At 40.6% G+C, this 16,499-nt stretch carries 18 protein-coding genes and 1 pseudogene; 15 read left to right on the top strand and 4 right to left on the bottom strand.

Going from position 1 to position 16,499, the window contains the following annotated elements; all coding sequences use genetic code 11:
* The first annotated feature begins 148 nt into the window (after positions 1 to 148).
* The 4 genes from gla to M1G01_RS03980 all read left to right on the top strand — a co-directional run bounded on the left by gla (position 149) and on the right by M1G01_RS03980 (position 3,700).
* A complete protein-coding gene (gene gla, locus M1G01_RS03995; RefSeq protein WP_000348117.1) occupies positions 149 to 1,018 on the top strand; it encodes an aquaglyceroporin Gla in 870 nt (289 codons plus the stop codon).
* Between the two features lie 110 nt (positions 1,019 to 1,128).
* Positions 1,129 to 1,854: a CppA family protein gene (locus M1G01_RS03990; RefSeq protein ID WP_247931223.1), complete on the top strand. Its 726-nt coding sequence runs from the start codon at positions 1,129 to 1,131 to the stop codon at positions 1,852 to 1,854.
* The gene (locus M1G01_RS03985) at positions 1,851 to 2,786 is read left to right on the top strand and encodes a serine hydrolase domain-containing protein (RefSeq protein WP_247931222.1); all 936 of its coding nucleotides are present in this window, start codon (positions 1,851 to 1,853) and stop codon (positions 2,784 to 2,786) included. The genes M1G01_RS03990 and M1G01_RS03985 overlap by 4 nt, the downstream gene beginning before the upstream one ends.
* A gap of 8 nt (positions 2,787 to 2,794) precedes the next feature.
* Positions 2,795 to 3,700, top strand: a complete 906-nt coding sequence (locus tag M1G01_RS03980; RefSeq protein ID WP_247931221.1) for a DMT family transporter — start codon at positions 2,795 to 2,797, stop codon at positions 3,698 to 3,700.
* Positions 3,701 to 3,744: 44 nt separating this feature from the next.
* Here M1G01_RS03980 and M1G01_RS03975 read toward each other — a convergent pair whose 3' ends face one another.
* Together M1G01_RS03975 and rsmG are read right to left on the bottom strand one after the other, a co-directional pair.
* Complete coding sequence (locus M1G01_RS03975) at positions 3,745 to 5,028, bottom strand: uracil-xanthine permease family protein (protein ID WP_000808282.1); 1,284 nt, start codon at positions 5,026 to 5,028, stop codon at positions 3,745 to 3,747.
* A 240-nt stretch (positions 5,029 to 5,268) separates the two neighbouring features.
* Positions 5,269 to 5,982, bottom strand: coding sequence for a 16S rRNA (guanine(527)-N(7))-methyltransferase RsmG (gene rsmG, locus M1G01_RS03970; RefSeq protein WP_247931220.1), 714 nt, complete (start codon positions 5,980 to 5,982; stop codon positions 5,269 to 5,271).
* A gap of 93 nt (positions 5,983 to 6,075) precedes the next feature.
* Between rsmG and M1G01_RS03965 the strand changes: the two genes are divergently transcribed.
* From M1G01_RS03965 to M1G01_RS03940, 6 genes and pseudogenes are all read left to right on the top strand, one after another.
* Positions 6,076 to 6,636: a LemA family protein gene (locus M1G01_RS03965; RefSeq protein ID WP_000219838.1), complete on the top strand. Its 561-nt coding sequence runs from the start codon at positions 6,076 to 6,078 to the stop codon at positions 6,634 to 6,636.
* A 1-nt stretch (position 6,637) separates the two neighbouring features.
* Positions 6,638 to 7,537 (top strand): zinc metalloprotease HtpX, encoded by a 900-nt coding sequence (gene htpX / locus M1G01_RS03960; protein WP_049506037.1) that lies wholly within the window; start codon positions 6,638 to 6,640, stop codon positions 7,535 to 7,537.
* Positions 7,538 to 7,597: 60 nt separating this feature from the next.
* Positions 7,598 to 7,959: pseudogene (locus tag M1G01_RS03955) on the top strand (RNA polymerase sigma factor).
* Positions 7,960 to 8,075: 116 nt separating this feature from the next.
* Positions 8,076 to 8,456: a GntR family transcriptional regulator gene (locus M1G01_RS03950; RefSeq protein WP_001025497.1), complete on the top strand. Its 381-nt coding sequence runs from the start codon at positions 8,076 to 8,078 to the stop codon at positions 8,454 to 8,456.
* Entirely contained in the window at positions 8,449 to 9,297 is an 849-nt protein-coding gene (locus M1G01_RS03945) for an ABC transporter ATP-binding protein (RefSeq protein WP_247931219.1), read from the top strand. Before M1G01_RS03950 ends, M1G01_RS03945 begins: the two co-directional genes overlap by 8 nt.
* Entirely contained in the window at positions 9,297 to 9,926 is a 630-nt protein-coding gene (locus tag M1G01_RS03940; RefSeq protein WP_000202415.1) for an ABC-2 transporter permease, read from the top strand. The genes M1G01_RS03945 and M1G01_RS03940 overlap by 1 nt, the downstream gene beginning before the upstream one ends.
* A gap of 183 nt (positions 9,927 to 10,109) precedes the next feature.
* Here the strand turns inward: M1G01_RS03940 and M1G01_RS03935 are convergent, their stop codons facing one another.
* Together M1G01_RS03935 and M1G01_RS03930 are read right to left on the bottom strand one after the other, a co-directional pair.
* Positions 10,110 to 11,669, bottom strand: coding sequence for an ATP-binding cassette domain-containing protein (locus M1G01_RS03935; RefSeq protein ID WP_247931218.1), 1,560 nt, complete (start codon positions 11,667 to 11,669; stop codon positions 10,110 to 10,112).
* A 332-nt stretch (positions 11,670 to 12,001) separates the two neighbouring features.
* Positions 12,002 to 12,331 carry a helicase BlpT gene (locus M1G01_RS03930; RefSeq protein WP_247931217.1) on the bottom strand — a complete coding sequence of 110 codons (330 nt, stop codon included), beginning with the start codon at positions 12,329 to 12,331 and terminating at the stop codon, positions 12,002 to 12,004.
* A gap of 168 nt (positions 12,332 to 12,499) precedes the next feature.
* Between M1G01_RS03930 and M1G01_RS03925 the strand changes: the two genes are divergently transcribed.
* From M1G01_RS03925 to M1G01_RS03905, 5 genes are all read left to right on the top strand, one after another.
* Entirely contained in the window at positions 12,500 to 13,042 is a 543-nt protein-coding gene (locus M1G01_RS03925; RefSeq protein ID WP_247931216.1) for a YceD family protein, read from the top strand.
* The gene (gene nth / locus M1G01_RS03920; protein WP_125397943.1) at positions 13,043 to 13,672 is read left to right on the top strand and encodes an endonuclease III; all 630 of its coding nucleotides are present in this window, start codon (positions 13,043 to 13,045) and stop codon (positions 13,670 to 13,672) included.
* A 210-nt stretch (positions 13,673 to 13,882) separates the two neighbouring features.
* A complete protein-coding gene (gene pyrR, locus M1G01_RS03915; protein ID WP_000850018.1) occupies positions 13,883 to 14,404 on the top strand; it encodes a bifunctional pyr operon transcriptional regulator/uracil phosphoribosyltransferase PyrR in 522 nt (173 codons plus the stop codon).
* An 18-nt stretch (positions 14,405 to 14,422) separates the two neighbouring features.
* Complete coding sequence (locus M1G01_RS03910) at positions 14,423 to 15,346, top strand: aspartate carbamoyltransferase catalytic subunit (RefSeq protein WP_001293854.1); 924 nt, start codon at positions 14,423 to 14,425, stop codon at positions 15,344 to 15,346.
* Between the two features lie 49 nt (positions 15,347 to 15,395).
* Complete coding sequence (locus tag M1G01_RS03905) at positions 15,396 to 16,475, top strand: carbamoyl phosphate synthase small subunit (RefSeq protein WP_000166847.1); 1,080 nt, start codon at positions 15,396 to 15,398, stop codon at positions 16,473 to 16,475.
* Positions 16,476 to 16,499: the final 24 nt, after the last annotated feature.

The raw sequence follows: 16,499 nt of genomic DNA, 5'->3' as shown, positions 1-16,499 counted from the left end.
CAAAAGGAGTTTGACTTCTTTTGTCCTTTTCTTAAAGATAAGTTAAATAAAGCGTTTTCCATAGATTCTTTTAGAAAAGATATTGCTAAAAGGCCTAAAAATTGATAGAATAAGGATTGTCTAAAAAAATTTAAGGAGAATCTATCAAATGGATTTTACATGGGCTATTAAATATGCCACAGAATTCTTGGGAACTGCTATTTTGATCATTCTTGGTAATGGTGCAGTTGCTAACGTTGAACTTAAAGGTACGAAAGGTCACCAAAGTGGCTGGCTCGTTATCGCGGTTGGTTATGGTATGGGGGTTATGATCCCAGCCTTGATGTTTGGTAATGTATCTGGTAACCACATCAACCCAGCTTTCACTCTTGGACTTGCTGTTAGTGGACTTTTCTCTTGGGAGCAAGTACCATATTACATCCTAGCACAAGTTTTGGGAGCAATCTTCGGTCAAGCTTTGGTTGTAGCGACTCACCGTCCTTACTACTTGAAGACAGAAAATCCAAACAATATCTTAGGTACCTTCTCAACGATTTCAAGCATCGACCACGGTACAAAAGAATCACGTTTTGCAGCTACTGTTAACGGCTTCCTCAATGAGTTTGTAGGTTCATTTGTTCTTTTCTTTGCAGCACTTGGTTTGACTAAAAACTTCTTTGGTGCTGAGGTTCTTCAATACATGAAACAAATGGCTACTCAAGCTGGACAAACTGTTGATTTAAGTGAATTGGCAGTGAAAGCTCAAGTAGCTCCACATACAGCTGCTGGGATCTCAGTTGCGCACTTGGCACTTGGTTTCCTAGTAATGGCCTTGGTAACTTCACTCGGTGGACCTACTGGTCCTGGTTTGAACCCAGCTCGTGACTTCGGACCACGTCTTCTTCACGAACTCCTTCCAAAATCAGTTCTTGGTCAACACAAGGGTGATTCAAAATGGTGGTATGCATGGGTTCCAGTTGTAGCTCCAATTGCAGCGGGTATTGCGGCAGTAGCACTATTTAAACTACTTTACCTATAAGAAATGAAACTGGGGAATCCCAGTTTTTTTCTTGTAAAATTTCTAAATAAAATAGATATGGCTTGTAAAATATTCGAAAATCCTTTAAAATAAAAGAGTTGGAGGAATATATGAAGGTGAATGAGATTGTTCGGATCGTTCCGACTTTAAAAGTTAATAATCGAAAATTAAATGAAAGATTTTACATTGAAACCCTGGGGATGAAACCTTTGCTGGAAGAGTCTGCCTTTCTTTCCTTAGGTGATCAGACAGCTACGGAGAGATTGATTTTAGAAGAGGCTCCAAGCATGAGAACACGCAGAGTTGAAGGGCTTAAGAAGCTAGCTAGACTCTTGATAAAGGTTGAGAATCCTTCTGAAATCGAGGCCCTTCTTTCTCAAATGAAGTCTCTTCCTCGCTTATTTAAAGGTAACCGTGGGTATGCTTTTGAGATTGTTTCACCTGAAGAGGATGTGATTCTTGTTCATGCGGAAAATGATGTAAGAGATCTGGTACCACTGGAAACCGCTCCTGAATTTTATTCAAATACAGGTATAAAATACGTGAGCCAATTTGAGGTTTCTATGGAGTTGCGTTTGCCTGAAGGGACAGAAAGTTTACTTGATCCTGAAGGAGTAGCGCCAGCAATTACCTTTACTAAAGGGCAAGGACCAGATTTGGCTGTTGAAAACAATGTCACTTGGGACCTGACGATGTTAAAATTTTTAGTCAAGAATTTTGATCTAATCAGTCTTCGTCAGAAATTTGAGGGCACAGACTATTTTATTCCAAAGTCGGAAAAATTCTTCCTCGGTAAAGATACCAATAACATTGAATTGTGGTTTGAAGAAGCATGAAGTGGGAAAAAATTCTAAGAAAAATAGAAAATCAAATTGAGGCAGGGATTTATCCCGGGGCCTCTTTTGCGTATTATAAGGATGGTGAATGGAAAGAGTCTTATCTAGGATTGAGTGATCCAGAAAGAGACTTGAAGACAGAAAGTGGTTTGGTTTATGATCTAGCCAGTGTGAGTAAGGTCGTGGGAGTGGGGACGGTTTTGACCTTCTTGTGGCAGCAGGGCACATTCGATATTGAGCGACCGGTAACGGATTTTTTACCGGAGTGTGATTATCCTGATATCACTATACGGCAGCTTCTGACCCATGCCACAGACTTGGACCCCTTTATTCCCAATCGAGACAAGTTAAGGGCAGAGGAATTAAGAGAAGCCATGTTTCACCTCAACAGACGAAATCAGTCAGCCTTCCTATACTCGGACGTTCACTTTTTACTCTTAGGATTTCTTTTGGAAAAAATCTTTGACCAAGACTTGGATCAGGTTATAGAAGAACAAGTTTTGGAAGCATGGGGGATGAAGGAGACCAAGTTCGGCCCCGTTGAGCAAGCTGTACCAACAGTGAGAGGAGTAGAGGCCGGAATCATTCACGATCCCAAAGCCCGTCTATTAGGGAAACACGCTGGAAGTGCTGGTTTGTTTTCGACTGTTAAGGATTTGCAGATCTTTCTGGAACATTACTTGAAAGATGATTTTGCTGCAGAATTGAGCCGAAATTTTTCTCCTTTAGATGATAAGGAGCGTTCGCTAGCTTGGAACCTGGAGGGCGCCTGGCTCGACCATACGGGCTATACAGGTACCTTCATCATGTGGAATCGAGAGAAACAAGAAGCCACCATCTTTTTATCCAATCGAACCTATGAGAAGGATGAACGTGTGCAGTGGATAATCGATCGAAACCAAGTGATGGAAATGATTCGTCAAGAAGAGTAGGGGGAAGAATGTCAAAAACCGTAAAAGGAACTCTATTTACAGTAGTTGCAGGGATTGCTTGGGGTTTGTCTGGAACCAGTGGCCAATACCTGATGGCACACGAGATTTCCGCTCTAGTCTTGACCAATCTGCGGCTCATTATTGCAGGATTGGCTCTGGTTTTTTTAACTTATGCTACCGCAAAGGATAAACTCCTTGCTTTTTTAAAAGACAGAAAAAGCCTTTTCTCTCTCTTGTTATTTGCCTTATTTGGACTTTTCTTAAACCAGTTTGCCTATCTTTCTGCCATTCAGGAAACCAATGCTGGAACGGCGACGGTTCTCCAGTATGTATGCCCCGTTGGGATTTTGGTTTATACCTGTATGAAAGATAAGGTAGCTCCGACACTGGCTGAGATTATTTCGATTGGATTGGCTATAGGAGGAACTTTTCTGATCGCGACGCATGGGAAAGTTGACCAGTTGTCTGTCACACCCCTAGGCCTGTTCTGGGGCCTCTTTTCAGCCTTGACCTATGCCCTCTATATTATCCTTCCCATCGCTTTGATTAAGAAGTGGGGCAGTATTTCGGTGATTGGTGTCGGGATGGTTATTTCTGGTGTAGTGGCTATTCCTTTCACAGGAGTCTTACAGGCTAGCATACCAACCAGCTTAGATTTTCTCTTTGCATTTGCTGGGATTATCATCATCGGAACGGTCTTTGCATATACAGCTTTCCTAAAGGGAGCTAGTTTGATAGGCCCTGTTAAGTCTAGTTTATTGGCTTCCATAGAGCCAATTTCTGCCGTTTTCTTTGCCTTTCTGATTATGAAGGAACAGTTTTATGCGATTGATTTTATCGGTATGGCTATGATTTTACTAGCCGTGACCATTATTTCATTGAAAGATTTACTGTTGGAAATAAAGAGTAAGTAATTAAAAAATCCACTCAATCGAGTGGATTTTTTGTGTATAGATGATTAGTCTTTATTTTCGTGTGGCAAAATCAAGTTCAAGATGATTCCTGTCATGGCTGATAGAGCAGTACCTGAAAGGGTTACTGGACCGAGTTTAAGGATTGCTCCACCAAGTCCAAGTACCAGCATAGCACTTGCAATGATAAGGTTACGCATTTGGCTGAAGTCAACGCGTTCCTTAATCAAAACTTTCAAACCATTGCTGGCGATAACTCCGTAGAGAAGGATGGACATGCCACCAAGCACAGCATTTGGAATGGTTGAAATCAAGGCAGTGAATTTCCCTAGGAAGCTAAGAGCAATGGCGATGAAGGCCGCGTTACGGATAACAGAGACAGAAGCGATACGAGTCATCCCAATAACCCCTGTATTTTCGCCGTAAGTCGTATTAGCTGGTCCACCGAGGAAGGCTGATACAGATGTCGCGATACCATCACCAAGAAGCGTACGGTGAAGTCCTGGTTCTTTCAGGAATTGACGGCCACAGATTTGGCTTAAAACTGTGTGGTCTCCGATGTGTTCTGAAATGGTTACAATAGCGATTGGCAAGATGGCGATTGTTTCAGGACCGAAGTACAAGTTGTACTCTTTAAAGGCTCCACCTGTACTAAATGGCAAGTAGAAACCAGGAATTTCAAACCAATTGGCTTGAAGGACTGGGGTAAAGTCAACCAAACCAAGCATCATAGCGAAGATATAACCACCGATGATGGCAAAGAGGAAAGGAATGATACGAAGGAAACCTTTTCCTTTTGTATTGATAAAGGCCGCAATCAAGAACGTAACAACGGCTACAAGAGCATTCTTCCAGTTTCCGTCTGCTACAAGTCCAGCATTCGTTACAGCAGAACCAGCAAGACCAAGACCGATAACGATAATCATAGGTCCGATAATGATTGGGGGCAAGAGTTTATCAATCCATTTCGTACCTGCAAAACGAACACTTGCTGCTACAAGGACATAGACCAAACCAGTCAAGATTACCCCCGTTTGGGCAGCAGAGACATCGCCTCCCATTTCTTTCATGGCTAGAGACATAGCTGTGATAAAGGCGAATGAAGAACCTAGATAAACTGGAACCTTAAAGCCAGTAGAAATCATGTAGATAAGTGTTCCAATACCGGAAGCGAAGAGAGCAACCGATACGGGCATTCCCAAAATTAAGGGAACGAGAATGGTTGCACCAAACATGGCAAATACGTGCTGGAAGCTTAGAAGAATACCTTTACCAGCAGAAGGACGTTGATCAACGTCTAGTAACAAGTCAACAGTTGATTCCTGTTTCATAAAAACCTCACTTTTGGGCACCAAAAAAGAGCCCATTATTTTGCAGCAATAGGCCCTCAGAGTAAGACTTTTTAAAAAATAGCTATCTTTTAAAAATTTATATAAATCTGCGCCTTCGTCACCTCACAGGATGACATTAAAAACCTTTGCTTGTGATAGTATAGCAGAAAAAAATGATTTTGTAAATCATTTTTTCCCGAGCCCGGAAATGCGAGAGCGAGGTATGATTTTGTAAATTGTTTAAAGAGGGCGTTTATTGGGCATGCCAGCTTTTCTTGGGTACTTGTTAGGTGTTTCCTTTTTCTTTTCGACGACAGTGATGTAGCGCGGATCTCCATTTGGCAGGGCGTAGCTGAGGTTGTCCTCTACCTTGCTAAAGAGCAGATTGAGGGCATTCTTGGCTTCTAGCAATTCCTCGGGGGCATTGCTGGCCTTGAGTGCCAATAGTTTGCCACCAACTTTAAGGTAAGGAATTGTCAATTCAGACAAGACCTGCAAACGAGCAACCGCACGAGCAGTCACTATATCAAACCGGGCACGGAAGTTCTTGTCTTGGGCAAAGTCTTCTGCCCGTCCATGGTAGAAGTGAACACCATCCAAATCCAACTCCTGAGCCAAAAGCTGAAGGAAGTTGATGCGCTTATTTAGCGAATCAATGATGGTCACATCTAACTGAGGATAGAGGATTTTCATAGGAAGACTAGGAAATCCTGCTCCAGCTCCGATATCAAGAAGTTTGATAGTTTCATTTGAAATCAAGCCTTGTAGGATGGGTGCAATCGAATCATAAAAGTGCTTAAGGTAGACTTCTTCTTTGTCAGTAATAGCGGTCAAATTAATCTTTTCATTCCACTCGACTAAGAGTTCAAAATAGCGTTCAAATTGATTCTTTTGCTGGTCAGAAAGTGGAAGATTTTGCTCAGCTAGTAGGCTGTAAAATGTTTCTGGTTTCATAGTAGTTTCCTTCTCTAGTATCATCTTATTTTACCATATTCATTAAAAATTTGATATACTAGTATTAATCTAAAAGCAGAAAGGAATAAGATTATGACTTGGATTATTCTTGGAGTTTTGGCTCTGATTGTTATTTTTGTGATTGTTAGCTATAACGGTTTGGTGAAAAATCGTATGCAAACCAAGGAGGCTTGGAGCCAGATCGATGTTCAGTTGAAGCGTCGTAATGATCTCCTCCCAAACTTGATTGAAACAGTCAAAGGCTATGCGAAATATGAAGGTTCTACCTTGGAAAAAGTGACAGAACTTCGAAGACAAGTAGCCGCAGCAACTTCACCAGCTGAAGCTATGAAGGCCAGTGATGCCCTTACCCGCCAGATTTCTGGTATCTTTGCAGTAGCAGAGAATTACCCAGACTTGAAAGCTAGTGCTAACTTTATCAAATTACAAGAAGAGTTGACCAATACTGAAAATAAAATTTCTTACTCACGCCAACTCTACAACAGTGTTGTCAGCAACTACAATGTAAAACTTGAAAGTTTCCCAAGCAACATCATCGCAGGACTATTTGGCTTTAAAGCTGCAGACTTCCTTCAAACACCTGAAGAGGAAAAGGCAGTTCCTAAAGTTGACTTTAGCGGATTAGGTGACTAAGATGTTGTTTGATCAAATTGCGAGCAATAAACGAAAAACCTGGATTTTGTTGCTGGTTTTCTTCCTACTCTTGGCCCTGGTTGGTTATGCCGTTGGCTATCTCTTCATGCGATCAGGTCTTGGGGGGATGATCATAGCCCTAATCATTGGTCTTGTCTATGCCTTAACCATGATCTTTCAATCAACAGAGATTGTTATGTCTATGAATGGGGCGCGTGAGGTTGATGAGCAAACGGCACCAGACCTCTACCATGTAGTGGAAGATATGGCCATGGTCGCTCAGATCCCCATGCCACGTGTTTTCATCATTGAGGATTCTTCTTTAAATGCCTTTGCGACAGGATCCAACCCGCAGAATGCGGCAGTTGCGGCTACTTCGGGTCTCCTAGCCATCATGAATCGTGAGGAGCTAGAAGCGGTCATGGGTCATGAAGTCAGTCATATCCGAAACTACGATATCCGCATTTCGACCATTGCTGTCGCCCTTGCCAGTGCCATTACCCTTCTATCTAGTATGGCAGGACGGATGATGTGGTGGGGTGGCGCTGGTCGCAGACGGAGTGATAATGATCGTGATGGAAATGGTTTGGAGATTATCATGCTTGTTATCTCTCTATTAGCCATTGTTCTAGCACCTCTCGCAGCAACCTTGGTACAACTAGCCATTTCCCGTCAGAGGGAATTTCTGGCGGATGCATCTAGTGTAGAGCTGACTCGCAATCCTCAAGGGATGATCAATGCTTTGCGCAAGTTGGACAATAGCGAGCCAATGCATCACCATGTAGATGATGCCAGCAGCGCTCTGTATATCAATGATCCCAAGAAAGGTGGCGGACTCCAAAAACTATTTTACACCCACCCACCTATCTCAGAACGAATTGAGCGTTTGAAACATATGTAGAAAAAATGGCTCTTTGTCAACTGTAGTGGGTTGAAGAAAAGCTAAAATAAGCTCCATAATATCCATAGGGGATTTACCCACTACAAATATTATAGAGCCGAAAAATATTTGAAGCAGGTGGATAGAAGAAATCACCTGCTTTTTTCTCGTCTTTTGAAAATGATGGACATTTTGAGGATAGTATAGTTGATGAGGGTTTTGATGTAGATAAAAACGTTCAGACACAGAGGATGATTGAGGCAGTGCGAGATGCACTATCAAAATTAAATGATGAAGAAAGAGAAATCATTGATAGACTTTATTTCAATGATGAAACTATTCGTTTGGTGGCTGAAATGAAAAAAATATCTCATCCAGCTCTCATAAAGAGAAGAAATAAGATATTGGAAAAGCTAAGAGAGTTGCTGAAAGAATTTAGATAGTAATGAGAAGAAGCGGGAAAAAAATTTTTGTCTGCTTCTTTTTAGATATTGCAATGTTTTAACTGTTATGCTATAATAATAACAGTTAAAACACAAATAACAGTAGGGGGTTGATGATGAATATACAGATAAATAATTCCAGTGATGAACCAATATATCTGCAAATAAAAAATCAAATTAAAGCACAAATCATTTCTGGAGATTTGAAAGTGGGAGAACAACTACCTTCGATAAGATTCTTAGCGAAAGAAATAAGAGTAAGTATGTTAACTGCAAAAAGAGCTTTTGATGAATTAGAGTTAGACGGGTTTATAAATTCGGTACAAGGAAAAGGTAATTTTGTTGCAGCACAAAATAAAGAACTAATTCGAGAAGAATACTTAAAGAAAATTGAATCGAAGCTTCAAGAAGTAGTTGAACTTTCAGAAATTGCAGATGTATCCAGTGATGAATTGATAAAAATGTTAAAGAGTTATGTGGAGGGTGAATATGAGTAAATATGCTATTGAAATTAAAGATTTAGTAAAAACATTTGACAGTTTTAAACTAGGACCGGTAAATCTTACTATTCCGAAAGGAACAATAGTTGGATATATCGGACAGAATGGAGCTGGTAAAAGTACAACTATAAAATTGTTACTTGGGCTTTTAAGAAAAGACTCTGGCGATATAAGACTTTTAGATGAGGAAAATCCTAATAGTGTTGAACTGAAAGATAAACTTGGAGTGGTATTTGATGATTTGTTAGTGCCGGAAGAAATGACATTAATCGATGTTGAAAAGTTTTGTCATAGAGTTTATTCAAAATGGGATAAAAAGCAGTTTTATGGATTCGTTGAAAAATTCAATTTACCACATAAAAAGATGATTAAAAACTATTCTCGTGGTATGAAAATGAAACTTTCAATGGCTGTTGCTTTATCTCACAATGCTGAACTTTTGATTTTAGATGAAGCAACAAGTGGGCTTGACCCAATTGTAAGAGAGGAAATCTTGGATTTGTTATTAGATTTTATGCAAGATGAAAATCATACAATTCTTATTTCTTCCCATATTTTATCTGACTTAGAAAAAGTGGCAGATTACATTGCTTTTATTCACAATGGAAAAATCTTATTTATGGAAACAAAAGATGAGTTAAAAGAAAACTACGGTATATGTACTTTATCCAATGAAGAAGTAAATAACATTGATGAAGAAGCCATTGTAGGAAGAAGAATACATTCTTTTGGGCAAGAGTTACTTATTAAAAAGAGTCTTGTACCTGATGGTATCAAGTTACAAAAACCGTCAATTGAGGATATTATGATTTACTTTGTGAAAGGAGTGAGACAATAATGACATCATTAATTTTGAAAGATATAGCAACTTTAAAAAAGACATTATTATTAACGGTTACTATCAGTATTGCACTGGCTGTATATGGAATTTATGAAAATGAATTGTTTATGGTTCCGTTAATATGTGTAATGATTCCGCTCATACTTACTGCAATCGCCTTTGGCTATGATACAAAATCAAATTTCGAACAGTTTGCATTTTCGATGCCAATAAAAAAGAGCAGTTATGTGTTGAGCAAGTTTTTCTTTGCATTTGCCTTTGGTTTGGTTGGTTCAATCTGCATTTTTGTACTGTTGATGACAAAAAATCAAATGTCATTGGATAATATAGTGTTTATTGCTTTAATTACATTAGCTGCTAGTATACTTATGTCTGCCATTCAATTACCATTTATTCTTAAATATGGTGCTGAAAAGGGTAGACTCATTATGGTAATCACTTATTTCTTAATATTTGCTTTATCAACACTGTTAAAAGAAAAGTCAAATTTTCTTGCAGAACTAATGGAGATTTTTAGTAAGAATTCTATATCAATGATTTGCTTAGGAATTTTAGTTGTAAGCATATTAATCATAGGGCTTGCAGTAAAATTGTCCGTTATGATTATGGAGAAAAAAGAATACTAGTTATAAATTATTTAATTTGTAGTTAAGTGGCAGAGATGGAAAAACAATTTTTTCCTTAATTGTCAAGTCAAGTGCAACAAAGTTGTTCTTCTGATTAAGTGAGTATCTTTCAAGCTGTTTGAGTTAGCTCAAACAGCCCAAAGAATCCAGAGTTCGCCTCTGGATTTTTGCTATGTTCAACATTTATAAATCTTGTAAATCGACGACTTCCAAACCATTTTCTGTCAAGCGATAGATACTTGTACAGACCTCTTTTAAGAAGCGTCTGTCATGCGAAACAGTGATTAGACCGCCGGGATATGAGGCAAAGAGTTTTCTGATTTCAGGTTGAGAAGTGGGAGAAAAATTACGTGTGGGTTCATCTAGAAGGAGAAAGTTTGGTTTGCGCAACACTAAATCCAAAAGTAGGAGTTTGCCTTGTTGACCACCAGATAAGGAGCGGATTTGGTGCTGCATCTCTGGATAGCTGAAATTAAGACTGGCTAAGTGAGATTGGATTTTCTGTATTTCCTCTTTGTGTCCAGTTTGGCTGAGAAATTCTACTGGGGATAGATCCAATTGCAGTGTTTCTTGGTAATCTTGTGGCATAAAACCAAGTGAAATCTCTCTTTTGGCGCTTAGTAGTTGCTGCAACTTGGCTAACAGAGTTGATTTTCCAGCACCATTTGGCCCGATGATACCGATTTTATCTTGGCCACGGACCGTTAGTCGTAACTCCTGAGCTAAAATACGCTCGCCAATGGACAAATTTTCTTTTTCCAGTTGGACTAAGACTTTAGAAGCCGGTAATGGTTGGATGTCTGAGAAGAAAAGTTGGATTTGTTCCTCTTCAAGTGGCATTTGGGTCATGGACTGAGCTTCCTTTTCAAAGCGTTTTTCTTGAGAGAGAACAGTTTTCATCTTTTTAGCCAATAGGCGACCGGCAGTACTGTCTTTGGTAGCTCGAAGTGCAGTTTCTACATTTTGCTTGACGCGACGATGCTTTTCCATGGTTTTGTCATAGGCTCTCTGGTCGTTAGCAGCTTGCTGACTTTGTCTGGCAAAACTAGCCTTTCTCTGCTCACTATAGCGATCATAGTCTAAATGCTCGACTAGCGTTTCCGCTTCTTTCCGATGCTTGACCAGTCGCAAGTGGACAATAGTATCAGCCGTTTGAGAAAGAAAGTCTTCATCATGGGAAATGAAAATAACAGTTTGCCTAATCTTTCGAATCTGCCTTTTTAGCCAATCAACCGTCTCAAGGTCTAGGTCATTTGAAGGTTCATCCAAAAATAGAATCTCAAAGGGTTTGGCTAACTCGTGGATGAGCTGAATTTTCAAAGATTCGCCCCCCGAGAGGCTACCAATTTCTTGGTCGCTAGCAAAACGGTCGCTATCAAAGTGCAACTCCTCCGCCAAACGATAAAGAATGCTGTAGTCTAAATCAGCAGAATCCAAAAAGAAGTAATCGTGTAGAGTCCTATTTTTTAGCTCCTCAGGTAACTTTTGAGGAATGTAGGCCAGTGATTGAAGGTCAGACTGGATGTCGCCCCTGATAGTAAAATCAGATAATGCTTCTCCCATTAAAGCTCGTAGTAAAGTCGATTTACCATTTCCTTCTTCACCAATAATAGCAACCTTTTCCCCGTCTTGGATAGTCATGGTTAGGTCAGATACAAGATCTCGTAGATCTTTGTTTTGCGTGATGGTTAGATGATTGATTTTTATCATATTGTTGCCCTTTCTAGAATGTCGATAGTGCATAACAAAAAGCTCTACTTTATCTAGTAGAGCCCAAAGTCACTGTCAAAACTCTATTATCCTCGTTGAAAAACTCGTCAAACTAGCTTGGAGTTGCCTAACCCAACCCAAGAGGAGCATAGCTTTCTAGTTTTTCGATTTTCTATGAGGACAAGATACTAGAAAATCTAGTATAAAAAGAGCACACAAAAAAGAGACAAAAACAAGATCTACTAAATAAAGATTCTTTATTTGATAGACTTAGTTGTTCATGTCTCCCTTACCTCCGAGTATTAGTACCTCTATCCTATACCATTCAGGAAATTTTGTCAATAGAAAACAAGTAATTTCAAGCTCTAAAATCCGAAAACAGGTCCATAGAGAGTCAGTACGTGTTTGACATGTTCGTAGTGGAACTTGTCATAGTTTCGCCAAGCAGTGCGAGCTGGGTCGTTTAGTTTTAGGCTCCCTAGTCCAATCAGAAGACTGGTGCGTTGGTAAAATTTCTCAAGGTCGATTAAGATACTGTTGTCTAGCTTTTCTGCTTTTTTTAGTTCCTTAAGAGTGGTGTTCAGCAGCTCTTGCAGTCGAAGATCATCAGCTGTTCCTTGTTTACAGCTTTGGTAGCTTTTATTTAACTCGGAAAGGAGTCGATAAGCTTCAGTGATGAGTGCTTTGTCTTCCATATGAGCATCCTCCTTGCTCTGATGTATTCTTGCCTATAGTATAGCACTAATAGGAAAGTTTGTCATAGTAAATATGTTAAAAAATGAGATTTTAATCTCAAAGTTTGGGAGGCTGACTTATAGCCTTTTCATGGTATAATCAAGTGAGTACATCTTTATGGAGGAAATATGAAGTTAAACATTCAAGAAATTCGTAAGCAACCTGAAGGCCTACATTTTGAACAAGCTTTAGACCTGGCAGCAGACTTGTGTAAACGAAATCAAGAGATTTTAGATGTCAAAGATATCTTTGCAGTTGGGAAGGTACAGTATGAAGACCGTCTGTATTTCTTAGACTATCAGTTGTCATATACCATTGTCCTTGCTTCCAGCCGCAGTATGGAGCCGGTTGAGTTAGCTGAGTCTTATCCAGTCACAGAAGTTTTCATGGATGGAGCGACCAACCAACTGGACCAGGAAGTTCTTGATGATGACTTAGTCTTGCCTATCGAAAATGGGGAAATTGACCTTGCTGAGAGCGTAGCAGATAATATTCTGCTCAATATTCCTATCAAAGTCTTGACGGCAGAAGAAGAGGCGGGCCAAGGTTTTGTGTCAGGAAATGACTGGCAAATCATGACTGAGGAAGAATACCAAGCCCAACAAGCAGTCAAGAAAGAAGAAAACAGTCCATTTGCTGGCTTGCAAGGACTGTTTGATGGAGACGAGTAGATGGTTTTATCCAAGAAACGTGCCCGTCATGTCATAGAGGAAATTATTGCCCTTTTTCCAGATGCTAAGCCTAGTCTTGATTTTACCAATCATTTTGAACTCTTGGTTGCGGTGATGTTGTCAGCTCAGACCACAGATGCAGCGGTAAATAAGGCCACACCAAGTCTCTTTGCTGCTTTTCCAACGCCACAAGCCATGTCTGTAGCGACAGAGAGTGAAATTGCTTCACACATTTCTCGCCTGGGACTGTATCGAAATAAGGCTAAATTCCTTAAAAAATGTGCCCAACAGTTACTAGACGATTTTGATGGTCAAGTGCCTCAGACTCGAGAGGAATTAGAAAGTCTAGCTGGTGTTGGTCGCAAAACAGCAAATGTCGTCATGAGCGTGGGCTTTGGAATTCCAGCTTTTGCAGTGGACACTCATGTGGAGCGTATCTGTAAGCATCACGATATCGTTAAAAAATCAGCTACGCCACTTGAAGTAGAAAAACGTGTCATGGACATTCTGCCACCAGAAGAGTGGTTAGCAGCCCACCAGGCCATGATTTACTTTGGACGAGCTATCTGCCATCCCAAAAATCCAGAATGTGACCACTATCCCCAACTGTATGATTTTAGTAATGTTTAAGGGGACTCTGAAAAAGTTTTTGCTTGATTTTAAGGGTGCTTTGTGCTATAGTAAATGGTAACTAAATAGTCCTTTAAACCTGTCCCGTGAGGCAGGCAAGGAGCGCGATAAAGTAGAAGGGTGAAGTCTATACTGTTTATAGTAGGGCTCGCTTGGCTATACATTTCAAGTCTCCTTGTGGAAGGAGACTTTTCTTTTTGGAGGTTTGTCATGAAGACAAAAGAAGTTGTAGACGAATTGACTGTCAAACGAGCGATTACGCGAATTACTTATGAGATTATCGAACGCAATAAGGATTTGAATAAAATTATCCTAGCTGGGATAAAAACGCGTGGTGTTTTCATCGCTCATCGTATCAAAGAACGCTTGGAGCAGTTGGAAAACATCACTGTTCCTGTTGTGGAATTGGACACCAAACCTTTCCGTGATGATGTTAAAAGCGGAGAAGATACTTCTTTGATTTCTGTTGATGTGACAGACCGTGAAGTTATCTTGGTGGATGATGTACTCTATACAGGCCGTACCATCCGTGCTGCTATTGATAATATTGTTGGCCATGGTCGTCCTGCGCGCGTGAGTCTTGCGGTGCTAGTTGACCGTGGACATAGAGAATTGCCTATCCGTCCAGATTACGTTGGGAAAAATATCCCAACCAGTCGTTCTGAAGAAATCATCGTAGAGATGACAGAACTTGATGGCCAAGACAGAGTTCTGATTACTGAAGAAGCTTAGAAAGCTGAAGGAGTAGCCATGTCAGAAAATCAACAAGCATTGAACCATGTGGTTTCCATGGAAGACCTTACAGTTGATCAAGTGATGAAATTGATCAAACGAGGAATCGAGTTTAAAAATGGAGCCCAACTTCCCTACGAGAACAAACCTATCGTGTCTAATCTCTTCTTTGAAGATTCTACACGGACACATAAGTCCTTTGAAGTGGCAGAGATTAAGCTAGGATTGGAGCGACTGGACTTTGATGTGAAGACTAGTTCGGTCAATAAGGGTGAGACACTGTATGATACCATCTTGACCCTATCTGCTCTAGGAGTGGATGTCTGTGTGATTCGCCACCCAGAGGTTGACTATTACAGAGAGTTGATTGCGAGTCCATCGATTACGACCTCCATTATCAATGGTGGGGATGGTTCGGGACAACATCCTAGCCAGAGCTTGCTTGATTTGATGACTATTTATGAGGAATTTGGCCACTTTGAGGGTCTCAAGGTTGCTATTGCAGGTGACTTGGACCACTCACGTGTTGCCAAATCCAATATGCAGATTTTGAAACGCTTGGGAGCTGAACTGTTCTTTGCAGGACCTGAGGAATGGAGAAGTCAAGAGTTTGCGGACTATGGACAGTTTGTAACTATTGATGAGATTGTTGATCAGGTGGATGTTTTGATGTTACTCCGAGTTCAACATGAACGCCACGAAAGCGGAGCGGTCTTTTCAAAAGAAGATTACCATGCTCAACACGGTTTGAACCAAGAACGCTATAATCGCTTAAAAGAAACAGCAATCATTATGCATCCTGCTCCAGTGAATCGAGATGTGGAAATTGCTGACCACTTGGTTGAAGCGCCAAAATCACGCATTGTCCAACAAATGACCAATGGTGTCTTTGTTCGAATGGCAATCTTAGAATCCGTATTGGCGAGTAGAAACGCCAACTAAAACACAAGACGTTAAAAGACGCCAGTGAGCGTCCACGAGAGGTGAAAATATGACAAAAAGACTTCTAGTATTAGAAGATGGCACAGTTTTTGAAGGCAAGGCCTTTGGAGCAGATATTGATGTAACAGGCGAAATCGTCTTTAACACAGGGATGACCGGTTACCAAGAATCCATTACAGACCAGTCTTATAATGGACAAATCTTGACCTTTACCTATCCTTTGGTGGGAAATTATGGAATTAACCGTGATGATTATGAATCCATTATTCCGACTTGTAAGGGAGTTGTCGTTTTCGAAGAAGCGCGTAGAGCAAGTAACTGGCGCAACCAAATGACCTTGGATGAATTTTTGAAAGCCAAGAAAATCCCTGGTATTTCAGGAATTGACACCCGTGCTCTTACAAAAATTATCCGTAAGCATGGTACCATGCGTGCAACCTTGACCCATGTTGGAGACAGTATGGACCATGTGACGGACCAGCTCCAAGCAACAGTCTTGCCGACAGATAATATCAAGCAGGTTTCTACTAAAACGTCCTATCCAGCTCCTGGAGTTGGTTTGAGTGTGGTCTTAGTAGACTTTGGTCTCAAGCACTCAATCTTACGTGAACTTTCTAAGCGTAACTGTAACGTGACGGTTGTTCCGTATTCAACAACGGCAGAAGAAATTCTCCACCTCAATCCTGATGGAGTTATGTTGTCAAATGGTCCAGGTAACCCAGAAGACGTTCCAGAAGCACTGGACATGATTCGTGGTGTTCAAGGGAAAATTCCAATTTTCGGTATTTGTATGGGACACCAACTCTTTGCTATGGCAAACGGGGCCAAGACCTACAAGATGAAATTTGGTCACCGTGGATTTAACCACGCGGTACGTGAGATTGCTACAGGCCGTGTAGACTTTACTAGCCAAAACCACGGTTATGCAGTCAGTCGTGAGGACTTGCCAGAGCATTTGATCATTACCCACGAAGAAATCAATGACAAGTCAGTTGAAGGAGTTCGCCACAGATACCAACCAGGTTTTTCTGTACAATTCCACCCAGACGCAGCTCCTGGTCCACACGACGCAAGCTACCTCTTTGACGAGTTTATCGAGATGATGGAAGCTTTTAAACAAGCAAACTAAAAACGAGTAAAAGCTCGTCGGAGA

Source organism: Streptococcus oralis (genome assembly GCF_023110055.1).
Taxonomy (GTDB): domain Bacteria; phylum Bacillota; class Bacilli; order Lactobacillales; family Streptococcaceae; genus Streptococcus; species Streptococcus oralis_BY.
The sequence above is the reverse complement of the archived record's forward strand: the minus strand, read 5'-3'. Positions and strand labels throughout refer to the sequence as shown.

Excerpts from the sequence above, each read along its gene's own strand:
- M1G01_RS03910 (WP_001293854.1), top strand. The coding sequence starts at position 14,423 with ATGTCAGAAAATCAACAAGCATTGAACCATGTGGTTTCCATGGAAGAC.
- nth (WP_125397943.1), top strand. The coding sequence starts at position 13,043 with ATGGTTTTATCCAAGAAACGTGCCCGTCATGTCATAGAGGAAATTATT.
- htpX (WP_049506037.1), top strand. The coding sequence starts at position 6,638 with ATGTTGTTTGATCAAATTGCGAGCAATAAACGAAAAACCTGGATTTTG.
- M1G01_RS03985 (WP_247931222.1), top strand. The coding sequence starts at position 1,851 with ATGAAGTGGGAAAAAATTCTAAGAAAAATAGAAAATCAAATTGAGGCA.
- M1G01_RS03925 (WP_247931216.1), top strand. The coding sequence starts at position 12,500 with ATGAAGTTAAACATTCAAGAAATTCGTAAGCAACCTGAAGGCCTACAT.
- M1G01_RS03965 (WP_000219838.1), top strand. The coding sequence starts at position 6,076 with ATGACTTGGATTATTCTTGGAGTTTTGGCTCTGATTGTTATTTTTGTG.
- gla (WP_000348117.1), top strand. The coding sequence starts at position 149 with ATGGATTTTACATGGGCTATTAAATATGCCACAGAATTCTTGGGAACT.
- M1G01_RS03945 (WP_247931219.1), top strand. The coding sequence starts at position 8,449 with ATGAGTAAATATGCTATTGAAATTAAAGATTTAGTAAAAACATTTGAC.
- M1G01_RS03975 (WP_000808282.1), bottom strand. The coding sequence starts at position 5,028 with ATGAAACAGGAATCAACTGTTGACTTGTTACTAGACGTTGATCAACGT.
- M1G01_RS03930 (WP_247931217.1), bottom strand. The coding sequence starts at position 12,331 with ATGGAAGACAAAGCACTCATCACTGAAGCTTATCGACTCCTTTCCGAG.
- M1G01_RS03990 (WP_247931223.1), top strand. The coding sequence starts at position 1,129 with ATGAAGGTGAATGAGATTGTTCGGATCGTTCCGACTTTAAAAGTTAAT.
- rsmG (WP_247931220.1), bottom strand. The coding sequence starts at position 5,982 with ATGAAACCAGAAACATTTTACAGCCTACTAGCTGAGCAAAATCTTCCA.
- M1G01_RS03980 (WP_247931221.1), top strand. The coding sequence starts at position 2,795 with ATGTCAAAAACCGTAAAAGGAACTCTATTTACAGTAGTTGCAGGGATT.
- M1G01_RS03950 (WP_001025497.1), top strand. The coding sequence starts at position 8,076 with ATGAATATACAGATAAATAATTCCAGTGATGAACCAATATATCTGCAA.
- M1G01_RS03935 (WP_247931218.1), bottom strand. The coding sequence starts at position 11,669 with ATGCACTATCGACATTCTAGAAAGGGCAACAATATGATAAAAATCAAT.
- pyrR (WP_000850018.1), top strand. The coding sequence starts at position 13,883 with ATGAAGACAAAAGAAGTTGTAGACGAATTGACTGTCAAACGAGCGATT.
- M1G01_RS03905 (WP_000166847.1), top strand. The coding sequence starts at position 15,396 with ATGACAAAAAGACTTCTAGTATTAGAAGATGGCACAGTTTTTGAAGGC.
- M1G01_RS03940 (WP_000202415.1), top strand. The coding sequence starts at position 9,297 with ATGACATCATTAATTTTGAAAGATATAGCAACTTTAAAAAAGACATTA.